Source organism: Thiohalospira halophila DSM 15071, from assembly GCF_900112605.1.
Classification (GTDB): Bacteria; Pseudomonadota; Gammaproteobacteria; order Thiohalospirales; family Thiohalospiraceae; genus Thiohalospira; species Thiohalospira halophila.
The window spans coordinates 771840-787701 of the sequence record NZ_FOMJ01000001.1 but is presented as its reverse complement, the minus strand read 5'-3'; the positions used below and the strand labels follow the sequence as shown (position 1 = coordinate 787701).

Here is a 15862-nt window from a genome sequence, read left to right as displayed (position 1 = left end):
TGTATGGCTTTCGACGCGGATGACGAAATCCTCCAGGACTTCCTGGTTGAGGCAGGCGAAATCCTGGAATCGCTCCAGGAACAGCTGGTGGAGCTGGAACAGCGGCCGGATGACGATGACCTGCTCCATTCGGTCTTCCGCGGATTCCACACCATCAAGGGCGGGGCCAGCTTCGTCGGTCTGACCCCGCTGGTGGAGCTCTGCCACCGCTCCGAGGATGTCTTCAATATCGTGCGCAACCATGAGCGGCCGGTGGATTCCGAGCTCATGGACGTCATCCTGCGGGCGCTGGACATCCTCAACGACATGTTCGAGACGGTCCGTGGCGGAGAGATGCCCGAATCCGCCGACCCGGAGCTGCTCAGCAAGCTCGAGGAGCTGGCGCAGCCGGCGGGCAGCGGCGGAGGCGAGGCCGCCTCCTCCTCCGGTGAGGCCTCCTCCTCCGATGAGGCCGGCTCCGGCGGGGCGGAGACTGCGGCATCCGCCGCCGGGGCGGACTCCTCGGAGGCGGCTGCCGCCGAGGGAGGCAAGCAGGCCGGGGGCGGTGAGGACATCACCGACGCCGAGTTCGAGACCCTGCTGGATGCCATCGATGAGGGCGGCACGAGCCAGTCCGGGAGCAGTGGCTCCGACGAGGATATCAGCGAGGAAGAATTCGAGGCCCTCCTGGACCAGCTCCACGGTCAGGGCAAACACCAAGGGGTGCCGGAGGCCGAGGAGAAGACGCAAGAGGAGGCCGGGGCCGGCGAGTCCTCCAGCGGAAGCGACGAAGAGATCGACGAAGAGGAGTTCGAAGAGCTCCTCGACCAGCTCTACGGCGACGGCAAGGCACCCGGTGTGGACGGGGCTCCGCCCGCCGTCGAGGGGGCGGAAGGCGCCTCCGGAGAGGCCGAGAGCGCGGCACCCGCTGCCGAGCAATCGGGCCCGGCCGCCGGCAGCGCCGAGTCCGGGCAGCCGGCCGAGACAAGCAAATCCGAGGGTGCCGCCAAGCCCGCCCAGGGCGGCAAGGGCGGAGACCACGGTGGTGGAGACGGGGGCAAGGGTGGTGACGCCGGCAAGAAGGCCGGCGGCGACGGCCACCAGCAGCAGGGCGAGACCACGGTCCGCGTGGATACCCAGCGTCTCGACGAGATCATGAACATGGTCGGGGAGCTCGTCCTGGTCCGGAACCGCCTGGTGAATCTCGAGGCCAAGCTGGGCAACGGCGAGATCACCTCCGTGGTGAGCAATCTCGACGTCGTTACCGGTGACCTCCAGCAGTCGGTCATGAAGACGCGCATGCAGCCGGTGAAGAAGGTCTTCGGCCGCTTCCCCCGCGTCATCCGGGACCTCTCCCGGAGTCTCGAGAAGGAGATCAACCTCGAGATGGAGGGCGAGGAGACCGATCTCGACAAGAACCTCGTGGAGGCGCTGTCGGATCCCCTGGTCCATCTGGTCCGCAATTCCGTGGACCACGGCATCGAGCCGCCGGACGAGCGCGAGCGCATCGGCAAGCCGCGCGCGGGGACGGTGAAGCTCTCGGCCCAGCAGGAGGGGGATCACATCCTGCTCTCCATCACCGACGACGGCGCCGGGATGGATGCCGACAAGCTCCGGCGCAAGGCGGTGGAGAAGGAACTCATGGATACCGAGGCTGCCAACCGGCTGGACGACAAGGAGGCCTACAACCTGATCTTCCATCCCGGTTTCTCCACCAAGACCGAGATATCCGACGTCTCCGGTCGCGGGGTCGGGATGGACGTGGTCAAGACCAAGATCGCCCAGCTCAACGGTTCGGTGGATATCGATTCGGCGCTGGGCGAGGGGACGCGGATCAACGTCAAGGTGCCGTTGACCCTCGCCATCATCCCGACCCTGATGATCGTGGTGGGCAACCAGACCTTCGCGCTGCCGCTGGTCAACGTCTCCGAGATCTTCGACCTGAACCTGGAAGAGACCAACGTCGTCGACGGCCAGCAGGTGGTCATGGTGCGCGAGCACGCCATGCCGCTCTTCTACCTCTCCGAGTGGCTGGTCGATGAGAGCGGCCGGAAGGCGAAGAGCGAGGAGGGGGATGGCGAGTCCCACGTCGTGGTCGTCCAGGTGGGAAGTCAGAAGCTCGGTTTCGTGGTCGATTCCCTGATCGGCCAGGAAGAGGTGGTCATCAAACCCCTGGGGGCGCTGCTGGAGCACGTGGACGGGCTCGCTGGCGCCACCATTACCGGTGATGGCCGCATCGCCCTGATTCTCGACGTGCCGGGGCTGCTCAAGCGTTACGCCCGGCGCGTCCGGTTTCAGCACTGAACAAGGACGGATGGTGTGCTCGGCGGGGCCGTGAGCGCCATCCCCGCAGGCTGGGAGTAAGACGCTGATGCCCGTTCGCACGCTGGTGGTCGATGACTCCCGCTTCTTCCGGCGACGGATCGTCGAGATCCTGGACGCCGACCCGCGCATCGAGGTCGTGGGGGAGGCCGGCAATGGCCAGGAAGCGCTGGATCGGACCGCCGAACTCAAGCCCGATGTCATCACCATGGACATCGAGATGCCGGTCATGGACGGCATCACCGCCGTTCGGCGGATCATGGAGAAGAACCCCACCCCGGTTCTGATGTTCTCCTCCCTCACTACGGAGGGTGCGAAACCGACTCTGGAGGCGCTGGAGGCCGGCGCGCTCGACTTCCTGCCCAAGCGGCTGGATGACCTCTCCGGCAATCGGGAGGAGGCGGTTCGCCAGCTCCGCTCCCGGGTCTTTACCGTCGGCGCCAAGGGCCGAACGGCCCGGCGCGAGGAAGAGTCGGCGAGCAAAGGGCCGCCTCCGGCGCCGGTCCGGCCCAGCAGTCCGGCGCCGAAACCCCCGCCGGCTCGACCGGCTCCCTCGTCAGGCAAGGTGGAGCTGGTGGCCATCGGGACCTCCACCGGGGGGCCCGTGGCCCTCCAGCGCGTCCTGACTGCGCTGCCCGCGGATTTCCCCGTGCCTCTGGTCGTGGTTCAGCACATGCCGGGGAGTTTCACGCCGGCCTTCGCCCAGCGCCTGGACAATAGCTGCCGGATACGGGTCCGCCAGGCCGCGGACGGGGATGCCCTGGAGCCGGGACTGGCGCTGCTGGCACCCGGTGGCCAGCAGATGCTGGTGGAGCGCCGCCGCCCGGGCGGGCCCGCGCGGGTCCGCATCGAGGAGGCCGACCCGAACATGACCTACAAGCCGTCGGTGGATATCACCTTCGGCTCGGCCGCCCGCGCCTTCGGTGGTAGCGTACTCGGGGTGGTCCTCACCGGCATGGGCGCCGACGGGCGCGAAGGGGCGCGCATGCTCAAGGATGCCGGCTCGACCATCTGGTCCCAGGACGAGGCCTCCTCCGTGGTCTACGGCATGCCGGCGGCCGTGGCCGAGGCCGGGATCACCAGCCGTGTCCTCTCGCTGGACGACGTGGGCCCGGCGATCTCGGAGGAAGTGCGCTGATGGATCTCCTGACCCCCATCGGGCTGATACTGGCGCTGGTGACCATGCTGGTGGGGCAGGCCCTGGAGGGGGGCCATGTGGGAAGCCTGCTCAACGCACCGGCGGCCCTTATCGTCTTCGGCGGGACCTTCGGTGCCTCGCTGATCCAGAGCCCGCTGCCGGTCTACATCCAGGCCCTGCGTTCGAGTAGCTGGATCTTCGTGCCGCCCCAGCACGACCCCCAGGAGGCCATCGACAAGATCATCGAGTGGAGCAACGTCGCCCGCAAGGAGGGCCTCCTGGGGCTGGAGGCGGTGGAGGAGACCGAGAGCGATCCCTTCGCCAGCAAGGGCCTCCAGCTCCTGGTGGACGGCAGTGAGCCGGAGAGCATCCGGACCATCCTGGAGACCGAAGTGACCTCCAAGGAGCAGTTCGAACTGGCGGGCGCCAAGACCTTCGAGGCCATGGGTGGGTATGCGCCCACCATCGGTATCCTGGGCGCGGTCATGGGGCTTATCCACGTCATGGAGAATCTGGGCGACCCGGAGAAGCTCGGGGCCGGGATCGCGACGGCCTTCGTGGCGACCATCTACGGGGTCGGCATTGCCAACATCGTCCTCCTCCCCATGGCCAACAAGATCAAGGCCGTGGTGCATGAACGGACGCGCTTCCGGGAGATGGTGCTGGAGGGGATCGTCTCCATTGCCGAGGGCGAGAACCCGCGCAATATCGAGGTCAAGCTGCAGGGGTACACCGCCCAGTAGGGGGAGCCGGACATGGCGCGGAAGAAACCACCCGAAGAGCCGGAGAACCTGGAACGCTGGCTGGTCTCCTACGCGGACTTCATTACGCTGTTGTTCGCCTTCTTCGTCGTGATGTACTCCATCTCGCAGGTCAACGAGGGGAAATACCGTATCCTCTCGGATACCCTGAACTCCGCCTTTCAGACCGATGCCCGGACCCTGAGCCCCATCCAGATGGGCGACCCGGGCATGGCGGCCAATTCCCCGGAGATGCAGCAGACCGAACGCATCGGACGGACCACCAGTGCGATGAACGAGAACAACATGACCAGCCCGGCAGAGCAGTCGGTAGACCGGATGAAGGAGGAGGTCTCCGAGGAGATGAAGCCGCTGGTGGACGAGGGGCTGTTATCGGTCTCCGAGGATCGGAACTTCGTCGAGATCGAGATCGATACCAGCGCCCTTTTCGACTCGGCCGGGGCGACGCCCACCGAGGCCGCCGTGCCCATCCTGGAGGCCATGGGAAACATCCTGGAACCGCTCCCCTTCCCGGTGAAGGTGGAGGGGCACACGGACAGCCGGCCCATCGAGACCGACCGCTACCCCTCCAACTGGGAACTGTCGGCGGCAAGGGCGGCGGCCGTGGTCCGGTTGCTCTCCAGCGGGGGTGTAGGGTCCGAACGCCTGTCGGCCGTGGGATACGGCGCCGAACGCCCGGTTGCGGACAATGATACTGCTGAGGGCCGGGAGAAGAATCGCCGGGTCGTCCTGGTACTGGAGAAACGGCCGCTCCGGAAAGATCTGGACGAGGCAGCGGAGGAGGGCGATGCCCCGTCCGGTACCTCCTCATCAGGCGCGTCGGGCGCAGGGAACGCACCCACGGGGACGGATGGTTCCGATGTCCGCTTCCGGACATCGGACAACAACTCTGGGCAGCAGGGTCGGGGGGAGTGATGCAAGTCTGGGCGGTGGCGAATCAGAAGGGGGGCGTGGGCAAGACCACTACGGCCGTGACCCTGGCAGGGAGCCTGGCGCGACGCGGCAAGTCGGCCCTGCTGGTGGACATGGATCCCCACGGCTCCCTCTCCGCCTACTTCGGTTATGACCCGGATACCCTGGAGCACAGCATCTACTCCCTCTTCCAGCAGGAGAGCATCGGCCACGAGCTGGAACCGGAGGCCGTCCTCCGGTCCACCGGTGTCGACGGACTGCAGCTCATGCCGGCCTCCACGGCCCTGGCTACCCTGGACCGCCAGCTGGGGGCCCAGGAGGGGATGGGGCTGGTGATGAATCGCTCCCTGCGCCAGCTGGAGGGGATGTTCGAGTACGTGGTCATCGACTGCCCCCCGGTCCTCGGCGTCCTCATGGTCAACGCCCTGGCCGCCTGTGATCGGCTCCTGGTGCCCGTCCAGACCGAGTACCTGGCCCGGAAGGGGCTGGAGCGCATGGTGCATACCCTGGAACTCATTCAGCGCGCGTCGCGCAAGCCGGTGCCCTATACCATTGTGCCGACCCTCTTCGACCGGCGGACGCGCGCCGCCCGGGACAGCCTCGACGTCCTGCGCGAGGCCTATCCCGACACCCTCTGGGAGGGCGTGATCCCGGTGGACAACCGCTTCCGGGAGGCGAGCAAGCGAGGGCTGCCGCTGCCGACCATCGCCCCCAGCTCCCGCGGAGTGCGGGCGTATGACGGGCTGCTGGAATTCCTCATGCGCCAGGACGATACGCCGAGGCAGGAGGAGAAATGAGTCGCCGCGACAGCCGTCGCACCCTGAGCGCGGAGAAGGATGCCCTGGGTGTCTATCTCGAGTCGCTGCTGCAGGTTCGGGGGGAGGAGGAGGCCGCACCGGCACCCGCCCTGGAAAATGCGCCGGAGCCGACCCAGGGAATGGCCGAGGCCCGGCAGACTCCCGCGCCGGAGGCCGAGGCGGCCCCGGCACCCGCCCCGGCCATGGAGGCGGAGACGCCCAATCTGCCGGCAGTCATCCCGTCGGAGACCGAATCCGACCCCTGGGAGGGAATGCCGGAGTGGGGCGAGCAGCCCTTTCAGGCGCTCCTTTTCAATCTCTCGGGGTTGACCATGGCCATCCCGCTGGCGGAACTGTCCGGCGTGCTGGAGTGGCCCGAGAGCATTACGGCGCTTCCCAACCATTCGCCCTGGTATCTCGGACTGGTGCACCACCTGGGGCAGAATGTCCCGGTGATCGAACTGGCGCAGCTGGTGGTCCCGGAACGGATCCGGGAGCGCTATCAGCCGGACGAGTGCCAGCAGCGCCGGATCATTCTCATCGACGATGGCCGTTACGGCCTTGCCTGCGACGGCGTGGACGAGGTCATCACCCTGGAGCCGGACAACGTGCGCTGGCGGACCTCCCGGACCAAGCGGAAATGGCTGGCCGGGACGGTCATCGAGCGCAAGTGCGCCCTGCTCGATGCCTGCGGCCTGGCCCATCTGCTGGTCCATGGTCAGGAAGAAGCCGCCGGTTGACCGGTCACCCCGGTAAGAGGGCTGTGGCTGCCGGGGTAATATGATTACAATGGGCGAAAAACCGACCTTCGAGGGAGCGCCATGGAGACCATCGACGCCGAAGCGCACGTATCGGACGCCGACGATCCGGTTACCCAGTGGGTGACCTTCCATCTGGAAGATGAAAAGTACGGCGTGCCGGTCCAGCAGGTGAAAGAGGTCCTGCGCTACAGCGAGATCACGCCGGTCCCTGGTGCCCCCGACTACGTCCTCGGGATCATCAACCTGCGCGGTAACGTGGTGACCATCCTGGACACCCGCAAGCGCTTTGCGCTGCCGCCCCGGGAGGTGGACGACGACACCCGGATCCTCATCCTCGAGGTGGCCGAGCAGACCGTCGGTATCCTGGTGGACAGCGTCTCCGAGGTCATGCGTCTGCGCGCCTCGGAGATCGAGACCGCCCCCAACGTCGGCAACGACGAGTCCTCCAAGTATATCCAGGGGGTCGCCAGCCGCGACAGCCATCTCCTGATCCTGGTGGACCTGGACAAGCTCCTCTCCGATAGTGAGTGGCAGGACGTGGCCAACGTCTGACCCCATGTCAGGCCTGCCGTTTGCCGTCCCCAGCAGCGTGATCCTTGGCGGTGCGCTCGCCCTCTCCCTCGTCGCTCTGGTGATGGCGGTAGTGGCACTGCTGGCCATGCGCCGAGAGCGGACCCGGCTGGCCCGGGAGGCCGAGGTGGTCCGGGGGGACATGCGGGCGCTGGTCTCCGCCGCCGTGGGGGTCGGGGAGCGGGTCATGCGGCTGGAGCGCCAGCTCACCCAGCTGGCCGAGCGCCAGGACCAGCTCGATCTCAACGACCCCGCCCACCAGTCCTACCAGCAGGCCATCCGCATGGCGCGCCGCGGCTCCGACATGAACGAACTCATCGAGGTCTGCGGCCTGACCCGCGGCGAGGCCGAGCTGGTAACCATGCTCCACCGGCTGGAGGAGTAGCCGGCCGCTATTCCCCGGTTTCCTCCTCGTCCCGCCCCGCCCCGGGGAGGGGCGGCTCCTTCCCCGACATCAGGTAGGCGAAGGCGATGACCTCGGCCACCGCCTGGTAGAGGTTGGTGGGGATCTCCTGGCCCAGCTCCAGCTGGGCCAGGAGCGTGACCAGGTCGGGGTCCTCGTGGAGCGGGATCCCGTTCTCTTCCGCCAGGCGGAGGATCGCCTCGGCGGTCTCGCCGGCCCCCTTGGCCGTGATCCGGGGAGCGCTCTGGCCGTCGTAGCGCAGGGCTACGGCGCGCGGCGGGCGCTGTTCCTCGCCATCCTCGGCCATTACGCCTCCTCGTCCACCAGAGGGCCATCCAGGTCGTCGGTACCGGGCCCGGGGGCCGGCGCCTCACCCTGGCGGACGCCGACGTGGCCCACGGTGAGCCCCGCCTCCGCCATGCGCGTCCGGAGCTCCTCCAGATGCTCCTCGAACAGGGCCACCGTCTCCGGCTCCTCCGCCCAGAGGCCGACGGAGACATGGGCGCCGCCAACCAGGGTGATGCCGGCCCGGATGGCTCCCAGCCGCTCCAGTTCGAAGCGCAGGTTCACCGTCCACAAGGGGGCAACGGACTCGCCGTCGCCCTGGCGTTCGTTCTCGATGCGCACGGCCAGAGACTGGACCTCGCCGTCCGGTCCCCGGAAGGGGAGTTCCAGCTGCCAGGTGGGCCGCTGGCTCTCCGAGCCGGCGGTGGACCCCACCTGGTTGAGCTGGATGCGAGCCAGGCCCGCCTCCAGGTTGCGAGCCAGGTCTGCTCCCCGCGCGGCGGCCTCTCCGGCCAGACTGCTCGCGGCAGCCGCTGCCGTCGTGCCACCCGCAGGGGCGGCCCCGCTAGCGGTGGCCGGATTGCCCCCGCCCACGGCCTGGCCCCGAGCGGTATAGCCGGTGGCTGGCGGGTTGGCCGGAGTGGGATTCGCGGCAGAGGGGTTGCCGCCACCCGCAGGCGGACCGCCACGGGCGGGCGCAGACCCCGTCTGGGTCCCGGCGCTGCGGAGGTTGGTCAGAAGGCGCAGCAGCGCCCCCTTGAGATCGCGGCTCAGGGCGGTGCCATCGGTACCACCCCCGGCGGCCTGGCGTCCCAGCTTGTTCTCCAGGAACTGGCCGGAGTTGGCCAGGGCCTGGCGGAAGCCCTCGGAGCTGGACAGCCGCTCGCCCCCGGGGAGGCTGTTGAGGACCTGCCGCGCCGCCCGGCCGGTCTCGGTCTGGCCGGACTGCTCCGCCAGGGAGCGGAGCTGGCCGGCCACCCGCTGCAGGGCCTGGTCCAGAGGCTGCTGTCGGGGCAGAGCCTCCCGGGCAGCGGCGCGGGCGATCTGATCCGGCTGGGCGGGCCCCTGGAGTACCTGGAGGACCGGCTGTTTCCCGCCCTGGACCACCTGCATCTGCAGGCTCTGGCCGGGCTGGGCGCGCAGGCCGCCGGCCGGCTGGTTGGACTGCATGGGCGTATTGTCCACACGCAGATTGACCCGGCCGTCCGCGGTGAAGGAGGTCACCGTGGCCCGGAGGAGCTGGCCGGTCTGCCAGTTGCTGCGTCCGGTCTCGGAACTGGCCTGGCGCAGGGTCAGGGTCTGTCCCGTCCCCGGTCGGGTATCGGGACGCTGGATCTCCATGGCAACTCCCGCGTAGGGTCCCGGGTGCTGGTTTCCGGCGCCGCGGGGACCTATGCTGCGTGGTAGGAAGTGATTCCCGCATATTGGCGGCGTCCAGGCGTAAAACTCAAGGGCAGGTGATGGAACATCCCATCTGGTATCTATGGCGGGACGGTGTGGCCGAGGGGCCCTTCCCGGCGGGGCAGATCCAGCGCTGGATCCTCCTGGGGCGGGTCCGCCGGGAGGATTCGGTCAGCCCCGACGGTGAGGAATGGGGCCGAGTGGACGACTGGGCCGACGAGCTGGTCCCGGAGGTCCTGCAGGCCGATCTCTCCGACCCCTACAACCTCCAGCGGCTGGAGGCGGCCCGGCGCTGGGCGGATGAACGGGTCGAACACGACCCGGCTTCCTTCGAGGTGGAACGGCGGGAGGAGGTCGGCCCCGCGCGACAACGCATGCGGGCGCTGCACCGTCAGGCCTTCGGCGAGAAGGGAAACCGCGGTGTCTGGCGCATCGGCGTGGCAGCCGCCGTGGTGGCCGGCATCATCGGTCTTGCCTGGTGGGCCTCCCCTCGCGATGAGCCGCCGACACCGGACTGCGCTGCGGCGCCGGCGCCGGGAGTGGACTGGAGCTACTGCGATCGGGCCGGGGCCGAACTCATCGGCAAGGACCTCAGCGGTTCGCGCATGCGCGAGACCGGTCTGCAGCGGGCGGATCTGCGCGGGGCCAATCTGGAAGGGGCCGATCTTTCCTTCGCCCTGATGGGGGGTGCTGACCTCGCCGGTGCCAACCTTCGGGGCGCGCGTCTGTTCGGTACCGATCTCCGGGGCGTGCGACTGAACCGGGCGCGAGTGGCCGGGGCCAATATGGCCTACGCGAATCTGCGCGGCGCCCGCCTGGAGCGGGTGGACCTGAGCGGGGTCCCGTTGGGGAATGCCATCTGGGTGGACGGTCGTACCTGCGCGCCGGAGTCCGTGGGGGAGTGCGACTGAGCGCCGGGTCCGCCTAGGCCCGGGCGGTGTCTGCCCCCGCCTCCAGCGGCGGCTCTGCGGCCGGGAGTGGCGTGGGGTGGCCGATGGCGAAGCCCTGGCCGTAATCGATGCCCATCTCCTCCAGGGCCTCGATGAGGGCGTCGTTCTCCACGAATTCCGCCACCGTCTGGATCCCCATGATGTGGCCGATCTGGTTGATGGACTCCACAAAGGCGCGGTCGGTGGGGTCCTCCAGCATGTCCCGGATGAAGGCGCCGTCGATCTTCAGCAGGTCCACCGGCATGTGCTTCAGGTAGGCGAAGGAGGAGAGGCCGCTACCGAAGTCGTCCAGGGCGATGCAGCATCCCCGATCGTGAAGCTCACCGATGAACTCGCTGGCGGCGCTGAGGTTGGCTACCGCAGCGGTTTCGGTGATCTCGAAGCAGAGTCGGCGTGGATCGACTGCGCTCTCGTCCAGCCGCTCCAGCAACTGCTGAAGCGTGGCGGGATCGGAGAGGCTCTGGCCGGAGAGATTCACGGAGAGCCGTTCCTTGGCGCCAAAGGGGGTGGCGCTGCTCTCCAGGAGCCGGATCACGCGGTCCACCACCCAGTAGTCGATGGCCGGCATGAGGCTGTAGCGCTCCGCGGCCGGGATGAAGGCCATGGGCGGGACGATCTCCCCGTTCTCCTGGCGCAGACGGAGAAGGACCTCGCTGAATCCGTCGTCGAGCGCCGGATTCAGGGTACGGAAGGGCTGGCAGTAGAGGCAGAAGCGATCTTCGTCCAGCGCCAGGCGCAGGCGCTGAGCCCACTCCATTTCCCCGTGGTGGCGCTCCAGGTCGGCGTCGTCGCTCTGATAGACATGGATGCGCCCCCGACCCCGATCCTTGGCGACGTAGCAGGCCGCGTCGGCCGCCGCCAGCAGCCCCACCAGGCCACCACTGTCGCTATCGATGGGGACCAGGCCGATGCTCACGCCCACCTCGAAGGACTGGTTGTCCCAGACGAAGCGAAAGACCCGCACCGTCTCCCGGAGCTCCTCGGCGATGGTCCGCGCCCGGTCCAGGGGGCAGCTCTCCAGGAGGATGCCGAACTCGTCCCCGCCCAGGCGCGCCACGGTATCGGAGGAGCGCACTCGACTGCGAATGCGCTCGGCCAGCTGCTTGAGGAGTTCATCACCGGCCGCGTGGCCGCAGGTGTCGTTGACCAGCTTGAACTGGTCCAGATCCAGGTAGCAGAGGGCATGCTCGGCACCGTCGTTATGGGCGCTCTCCAGGACGCCCTGGAGGCGGCTCTCGAATTCGCGGCGGTTGATGAGGCCGGTGAGGGCGTCGTGGCTGGCCTGATAGGAGAGCTGGCGGGAGAGGCGCCGCATCTCGCTCACGTCGCGGAAGATGAGGACGGCCCCTACCACGTGTTCGGCATCCCCGCGGATGGGTGCGGCCGTGTGCTCGATGGGGTGATGCTCACCATCGGGGCGGACCAGGGCCGACGGCAGGGCCGAGCAGAGGGTGCTGTTCTCGCGCATGGCCTCGCGCACCGGATGTTCCAGGCGCCGGCCCGTGGATTCATCCTCCAGCGCGAAGATGGCCTCCAGCGGACGGGAGAGGGTCTCTTGCGCCTGGATCCCCAGGAGTTCTTCCGCCGTCGGGTTGAGGTAGTCGATGACGCCGCCGGCATCGGTGGTGATGACGCCATCGCCAATGGAGTGGAGAGTGGTCTGTACCCGCTCCTTCTCGCGCTCCAGCTCTCGCTGGGAGCGGCTGACCCCGAACAGGGCCCCGGCGGCGATGACCCCCCCGAGGAGCAGAGCAGCTCCGCCGCCACCCAGCAGGAGCCACCATGCCTCGGCATAGGCCGCGGAGGCGCTGTCCAGGGCGCGCTCGCTCTCGGAGTCCTGGTGTTCGGAGAGCCGTTCCAGGGTGCCCAGTACCTGGTCCTGTCCGGGCAGACCACGATTGAAGGTGAGCCGGCGCGCGGCATCCCGCTGGCCCGACAGTGCCAGCTCCACGGCCTGCAGATGGAGGGGGCGGACCCGACTGGTGGCCTCCCCCTGAGCCTCCAGGAGGCGGCGCTCGGTGGCATCCAGTGCCATGGTCCGGAAGCGGCTGCGTGCCTGGATGAAGTGCGAGGCCAGTTCCAGGAACTCCCGGTGGAGTTCCTCCCGTTCAAAGGGGTCGGCCTGGTTGATGAGGCTCTGCAGGGTGACGACCCGCTCCCGGGCCGTGGTGTACATCGTCCGCACCAGCTCCTTCTTGGTGTTGTGGTGCTCGACGATGGTCTCCAGCCGCTGGTGGATCTCCCCCATCCGGAGGGTTGCGACCAGGACCAGGACGGCCATGAGGGTGAGGACACCCACGAACCCCAGGCCGAGGGCGAGTTGTGTGCGATTGACGGACATTGTATTTGTTATAACCTCCAGCCCTTCGAGGGGCTGGAGAGACTCCAAAACCATCCAGACTGGTCGGTTTTCGCACACCGCCCGGGGGGTGTCAAACCGGCGAGACGGCGCGGCGCCTTCGCGCTAGAATGGGGGCATGTCCGGAAATCACACAGGGCGACTCTTCGTCGTCTCCACCTTCGGCGAGAGCCATGGCCCGGCCATCGGCTGCACCATCGACGGCTGCCCCCCGGGGGTCCCCCTGGACGCGGCGACCATCCAGGCCGACCTGGATCGGCGCCGGCCGGGAACGTCGCGCTATGTCACCCAGCGCCGGGAAACGGACGAGGTGGAGATTCTCTCCGGCGTCTTCGAGGGGGTGACCACCGGGACGCCCATCGGCCTGCTCATCCGCAATACCGATGCCCGTTCCAGGGACTACTCGGACATCGCCCGGCGCTATCGGCCGGGCCATGCCGATGCCTCCTATGACGCCAAGTACGGGATCCGCGACTATCGCGGCGGGGGGCGTTCCTCGGCTCGGGAAACGGCCACCCGGGTAGCTGCCGGGGCCGTCGCGCGGCAGATGCTGGCCCGGGACTACGGCGTCACCCTCCAGGGCTGCCTCACCCAGATCGGCGGGATCACCGCCGGGCAGATGGACTGGTCGGCGGTGCCGGAGAACCCCTTCTTCTTCCCGGACCCCGACCGGGTCGAGGAGATCGAGGAGTACCTTCAGTCCCTGCGCAAGTCGGGCGATTCCATCGGGGCCCGGGTCCACGTGGAGGCCCACGGTCTGCCGGCGGGGTGGGGTGAGCCGGTCTTCGACCGCCTGGATGCCGACCTGGCCCGTGCGCTGATGAGCATCAACGCCGTGAAGGGGGTGGAGATCGGCGCCGGCTTCGCCAGCGTCGAGCAGCGCGGCAGCGAGCACCGGGACGAGCGGACCCCCGAGGGCTTCCTCTCCAACAATGCCGGCGGGGTCCTCGGCGGGATCTCCTCGGGGCAGCCGCTTACCGCGGACATCGCCCTGAAGCCCACCTCCAGCATCCTGATCCCGGGCCAGAGCGTGGATGCCGACGGCCAGCCGGTGGAGGTGGTCACCAAGGGGCGCCACGACCCCTGTGTCGGGATCCGGGCGGCTCCCATCGCCGAGGCCATGGTCGCCCTGGTCCTGGCCGACCACGCCCTGCGCCACCGGGCCCAGAACCCGGAACGCGACCCGCGCCGCTCCTGAACGGGGGCGACCCATGAGCGGGATCCCCTACGGCCGCCTTTCGGCCTTCTACCTCTTCTACTTCGCCGTGCTGGGGACGCTGGTCCCCTACTGGCCGGTCTACCTGGACCACCTCGCCTTCTCCTCGGCGGAGATCGGCGGCCTCATGGCCCTGGTCATGGGGACCAAGATCGTCGCCCCCAACTTCTGGGGCTGGCTGGCCGATCGCAGCGGCCGGCGCATGCCGTGGGTGCGCAGCGGGAGCCTGCTGGGGCTGGCCGCCTTTGCCTTCGTACCCACAGCTCACGATTTCTGGTCGCTGGCGGCGGTGATGCTCGCCTTCTCCTTCTTCTGGAACGCCGTACTGGCCCAGTTCGAGGCCAACACCTTCAACCACCTCCGGGGGGAGGAGGCGCGCTACAGCCACATCCGGCTGTGGGGCTCGGTGGGCTTCATCCTCACCGCCACCGGGCTGGGGCCCCTGATGGACAGTGTCGGTGCCGCCCTGGTCCCCTGGGCCGTGGGCCTGGGGCTGGCGGCCATCTGGGTGACCAGCCTCACCGCGCCCGAGGCGCCGCCGGCCCACGCGACCGGGGAGGGAGAAGAGGGACTGGGACGCGTCCTGCGCCAACCGGCGGTCATCGCCTTCCTGGCCGCCTGCCTGCTCATGCAGGCCAGCCACGGCCCCTACTACACCTTCTTCAGCCTCTACATGGCCGACGTCGGCTACCGTGGCTGGTCCACCGGCCTGCTCTGGGGGCTGGGCGTGGCCGCGGAGGTGGTCATGTTCCTGGTGATGCACCGGATCATGGGCCGCTTCCGCCTGACCCCACTGCTGGTCCTCGCCTTTTCCCTGGCGACCCTGCGCTGGCTGGTCCTGGCGCTCTTTCCCGGTAGCGTCTCCCTGGTGGTGGGCGCCCAGCTCCTCCACGCCGCGAGTTTCGGCCTCTACCACGCCGTGGCCATTGCCCTGGTCCACCGCATCTTCCGGGGCCGCCTCCAGGGCCGGGGGCAGGCGCTCTACTCCAGCCTGGGCTTCGGCGCCGGCGGGGCGCTGGGCAGCCTCTACGGCGGCCTGCTCTGGGATGGCGCCGGGGCGGCAGTCACCTTTGCCGGCGCTGCCGGGATGGCCGCACTGGGGGGGATACTCGCCCTCCTCGCGGTCCCCCGGCTGATGGGCCAACGGGCGCCGGCTGCCGTAGAATGAACCGAAACCATTGTCGATAGGAGCATCCATGGCCGAGCTACTGGAAACCCTGGACGCCATCGCCCACCGTGCCGGCGAGGCCATCCTGGACGTCTACCACCGGGCGGATCAGGGGGTGGAGACCAAGGCCGACGATTCCCCGCTCACCGAGGCGGATCGCGCCGCCCACCGGATCATCGCCGAGGCCCTGGCGGAGGCCTACCCGGATATTCCGGTGCTCTCCGAGGAGGGGGCGGAGATCCCCTACGCCGAGCGCGCACACTGGTCCCGCCTGTTCGTGGTGGACCCCCTGGACGGGACCAAGGAGTTCCTCCACAAGAACGGCGAGTTCACCGTGAATATCGCGCTAGTGGAGGAGGGGGAGCCGGTGGCCGGCGTGGTCCACGCCCCGGCCCTGGGCCGGACCTACCTGGGCGACGGCAACGGCGCCAGCCGCCGGGACGGGGCGCGGCCGCCCATGGCCATCCGCGTGGCGGATCCGGTGGCCGGCCGGCCCTGGCGGGTGGTGGGGAGCCGCTCCCACGCCACCCCGGAGGTGCAGGCCCTGGTGGACGCCCTGGGCGAGGCGGAGCTGGTGAGCATGGGGAGTTCCCTGAAGCTCTGCCTGGTGGCCGAGGGGGCCGCCGACCTCTATCCCCGCCTGGGCCCCACCTCGGAGTGGGATACCGCCGCCGCCCACGCCGTGGTCCGCGCCGCCGGCGGCGTGGTGGTGGACACCGATCTCGAGCCGCTCACCTACAACTGGCGCGAGACCATCCTCAACCCCTACTTCATCACCGCCAGCCGGCTGGATCCAGCCTGGACCGGGCCGCTGCCGCGGGTCCTGGGCAAGGCGTAGCC

Annotated in this window: 15 protein-coding genes; 12 read left to right on the top strand and 3 right to left on the bottom strand. The window is 68.8% G+C overall.

What is annotated here, in order from left to right; all coding sequences use genetic code 11:
* Positions 1 to 3 precede the first annotated feature (3 nt).
* From BM272_RS03780 to BM272_RS03745, 8 genes are all read left to right on the top strand, one after another.
* Positions 4 to 2283, top strand: a complete 2280-nt coding sequence (locus tag BM272_RS03780) for a chemotaxis protein CheA (RefSeq protein WP_093427386.1) — start codon at positions 4 to 6, stop codon at positions 2281 to 2283.
* Between the two features lie 67 nt (positions 2284 to 2350).
* A complete protein-coding gene (locus BM272_RS03775; protein WP_093427385.1) occupies positions 2351 to 3439 on the top strand; it encodes a protein-glutamate methylesterase/protein-glutamine glutaminase in 1089 nt (362 codons plus the stop codon).
* Complete coding sequence (locus BM272_RS03770; protein WP_093427384.1) at positions 3439 to 4182, top strand: flagellar motor protein; 744 nt, start codon at positions 3439 to 3441, stop codon at positions 4180 to 4182. Before BM272_RS03775 ends, BM272_RS03770 begins: the two co-directional genes overlap by 1 nt.
* Before the next feature lie 12 nt (positions 4183 to 4194).
* Positions 4195 to 5115: a flagellar motor protein MotD gene (gene motD / locus BM272_RS03765; RefSeq protein WP_093427383.1), complete on the top strand. Its 921-nt coding sequence runs from the start codon at positions 4195 to 4197 to the stop codon at positions 5113 to 5115.
* The gene (locus BM272_RS03760) at positions 5115 to 5909 is read left to right on the top strand and encodes a ParA family protein (RefSeq protein WP_093427382.1); all 795 of its coding nucleotides are present in this window, start codon (positions 5115 to 5117) and stop codon (positions 5907 to 5909) included. Before motD ends, BM272_RS03760 begins: the two co-directional genes overlap by 1 nt.
* The gene (locus BM272_RS03755) at positions 5906 to 6649 is read left to right on the top strand and encodes a chemotaxis protein CheW (protein WP_093427381.1); all 744 of its coding nucleotides are present in this window, start codon (positions 5906 to 5908) and stop codon (positions 6647 to 6649) included. The genes BM272_RS03760 and BM272_RS03755 overlap by 4 nt, the downstream gene beginning before the upstream one ends.
* Before the next feature lie 81 nt (positions 6650 to 6730).
* A complete protein-coding gene (locus tag BM272_RS03750) occupies positions 6731 to 7222 on the top strand; it encodes a chemotaxis protein CheW (protein ID WP_093427380.1) in 492 nt (163 codons plus the stop codon).
* Positions 7223 to 7226: 4 nt separating this feature from the next.
* Positions 7227 to 7625 carry a DUF2802 domain-containing protein gene (locus BM272_RS03745; protein WP_093427379.1) on the top strand — a complete coding sequence of 133 codons (399 nt, stop codon included), beginning with the start codon at positions 7227 to 7229 and terminating at the stop codon, positions 7623 to 7625.
* A 7-nt stretch (positions 7626 to 7632) separates the two neighbouring features.
* Here BM272_RS03745 and BM272_RS03740 read toward each other — a convergent pair whose 3' ends face one another.
* Together BM272_RS03740 and fliK are read right to left on the bottom strand one after the other, a co-directional pair.
* Entirely contained in the window at positions 7633 to 7950 is a 318-nt protein-coding gene (locus tag BM272_RS03740) for an EscU/YscU/HrcU family type III secretion system export apparatus switch protein (RefSeq protein WP_093427378.1), read from the bottom strand.
* Positions 7950 to 9269 carry a flagellar hook-length control protein FliK gene (fliK, locus tag BM272_RS03735; protein WP_093427377.1) on the bottom strand — a complete coding sequence of 440 codons (1320 nt, stop codon included), beginning with the start codon at positions 9267 to 9269 and terminating at the stop codon, positions 7950 to 7952. The genes BM272_RS03740 and fliK overlap by 1 nt, the downstream gene beginning before the upstream one ends.
* Positions 9270 to 9388: 119 nt before the next feature.
* Here fliK and BM272_RS03730 point away from each other — a divergent pair, with 119 nt between their 5' ends.
* Positions 9389 to 10240: a pentapeptide repeat-containing protein gene (locus BM272_RS03730; protein WP_093427376.1), complete on the top strand. Its 852-nt coding sequence runs from the start codon at positions 9389 to 9391 to the stop codon at positions 10238 to 10240.
* 13 nt (positions 10241 to 10253) lie between these two features.
* Here BM272_RS03730 and BM272_RS03725 read toward each other — a convergent pair whose 3' ends face one another.
* Positions 10254 to 12620 carry an EAL domain-containing protein gene (locus tag BM272_RS03725; protein WP_159433012.1) on the bottom strand — a complete coding sequence of 789 codons (2367 nt, stop codon included), beginning with the start codon at positions 12618 to 12620 and terminating at the stop codon, positions 10254 to 10256.
* A gap of 136 nt (positions 12621 to 12756) precedes the next feature.
* Here BM272_RS03725 and aroC point away from each other — a divergent pair, with 136 nt between their 5' ends.
* From aroC to cysQ, 3 genes are read left to right on the top strand one after another with little or no spacing between them, the layout of a single operon-like run.
* Entirely contained in the window at positions 12757 to 13836 is a 1080-nt protein-coding gene (aroC, locus tag BM272_RS03720) for a chorismate synthase (protein WP_093427374.1), read from the top strand.
* A 13-nt stretch (positions 13837 to 13849) separates the two neighbouring features.
* Positions 13850 to 15022, top strand: a complete 1173-nt coding sequence (locus BM272_RS03715) for an MFS transporter (protein WP_205407737.1) — start codon at positions 13850 to 13852, stop codon at positions 15020 to 15022.
* A gap of 28 nt (positions 15023 to 15050) precedes the next feature.
* Positions 15051 to 15860, top strand: a complete 810-nt coding sequence (cysQ, locus tag BM272_RS03710; protein ID WP_093427373.1) for a 3'(2'),5'-bisphosphate nucleotidase CysQ — start codon at positions 15051 to 15053, stop codon at positions 15858 to 15860.
* Positions 15861 to 15862: the final 2 nt, after the last annotated feature.

Coding starts and splice junctions, on each gene's coding strand:
- BM272_RS03780 (WP_093427386.1), top strand. CDS start 4: ATGGCTTTCGACGCGGATGACGAAATCCTCCAGGACTTCCTGGTTGAG.
- BM272_RS03775 (WP_093427385.1), top strand. CDS start 2,351: ATGCCCGTTCGCACGCTGGTGGTCGATGACTCCCGCTTCTTCCGGCGA.
- BM272_RS03770 (WP_093427384.1), top strand. CDS start 3,439: ATGGATCTCCTGACCCCCATCGGGCTGATACTGGCGCTGGTGACCATG.
- motD (WP_093427383.1), top strand. CDS start 4,195: ATGGCGCGGAAGAAACCACCCGAAGAGCCGGAGAACCTGGAACGCTGG.
- BM272_RS03760 (WP_093427382.1), top strand. CDS start 5,115: ATGCAAGTCTGGGCGGTGGCGAATCAGAAGGGGGGCGTGGGCAAGACC.
- BM272_RS03755 (WP_093427381.1), top strand. CDS start 5,906: ATGAGTCGCCGCGACAGCCGTCGCACCCTGAGCGCGGAGAAGGATGCC.
- BM272_RS03750 (WP_093427380.1), top strand. CDS start 6,731: ATGGAGACCATCGACGCCGAAGCGCACGTATCGGACGCCGACGATCCG.
- BM272_RS03745 (WP_093427379.1), top strand. CDS start 7,227: ATGTCAGGCCTGCCGTTTGCCGTCCCCAGCAGCGTGATCCTTGGCGGT.
- BM272_RS03740 (WP_093427378.1), bottom strand. CDS start 7,950: ATGGCCGAGGATGGCGAGGAACAGCGCCCGCCGCGCGCCGTAGCCCTG.
- fliK (WP_093427377.1), bottom strand. CDS start 9,269: ATGGAGATCCAGCGTCCCGATACCCGACCGGGGACGGGACAGACCCTG.
- BM272_RS03730 (WP_093427376.1), top strand. CDS start 9,389: ATGGAACATCCCATCTGGTATCTATGGCGGGACGGTGTGGCCGAGGGG.
- BM272_RS03725 (WP_159433012.1), bottom strand. CDS start 12,620: ATGTCCGTCAATCGCACACAACTCGCCCTCGGCCTGGGGTTCGTGGGT.
- aroC (WP_093427374.1), top strand. CDS start 12,757: ATGTCCGGAAATCACACAGGGCGACTCTTCGTCGTCTCCACCTTCGGC.
- BM272_RS03715 (WP_205407737.1), top strand. CDS start 13,850: ATGAGCGGGATCCCCTACGGCCGCCTTTCGGCCTTCTACCTCTTCTAC.
- cysQ (WP_093427373.1), top strand. CDS start 15,051: ATGGCCGAGCTACTGGAAACCCTGGACGCCATCGCCCACCGTGCCGGC.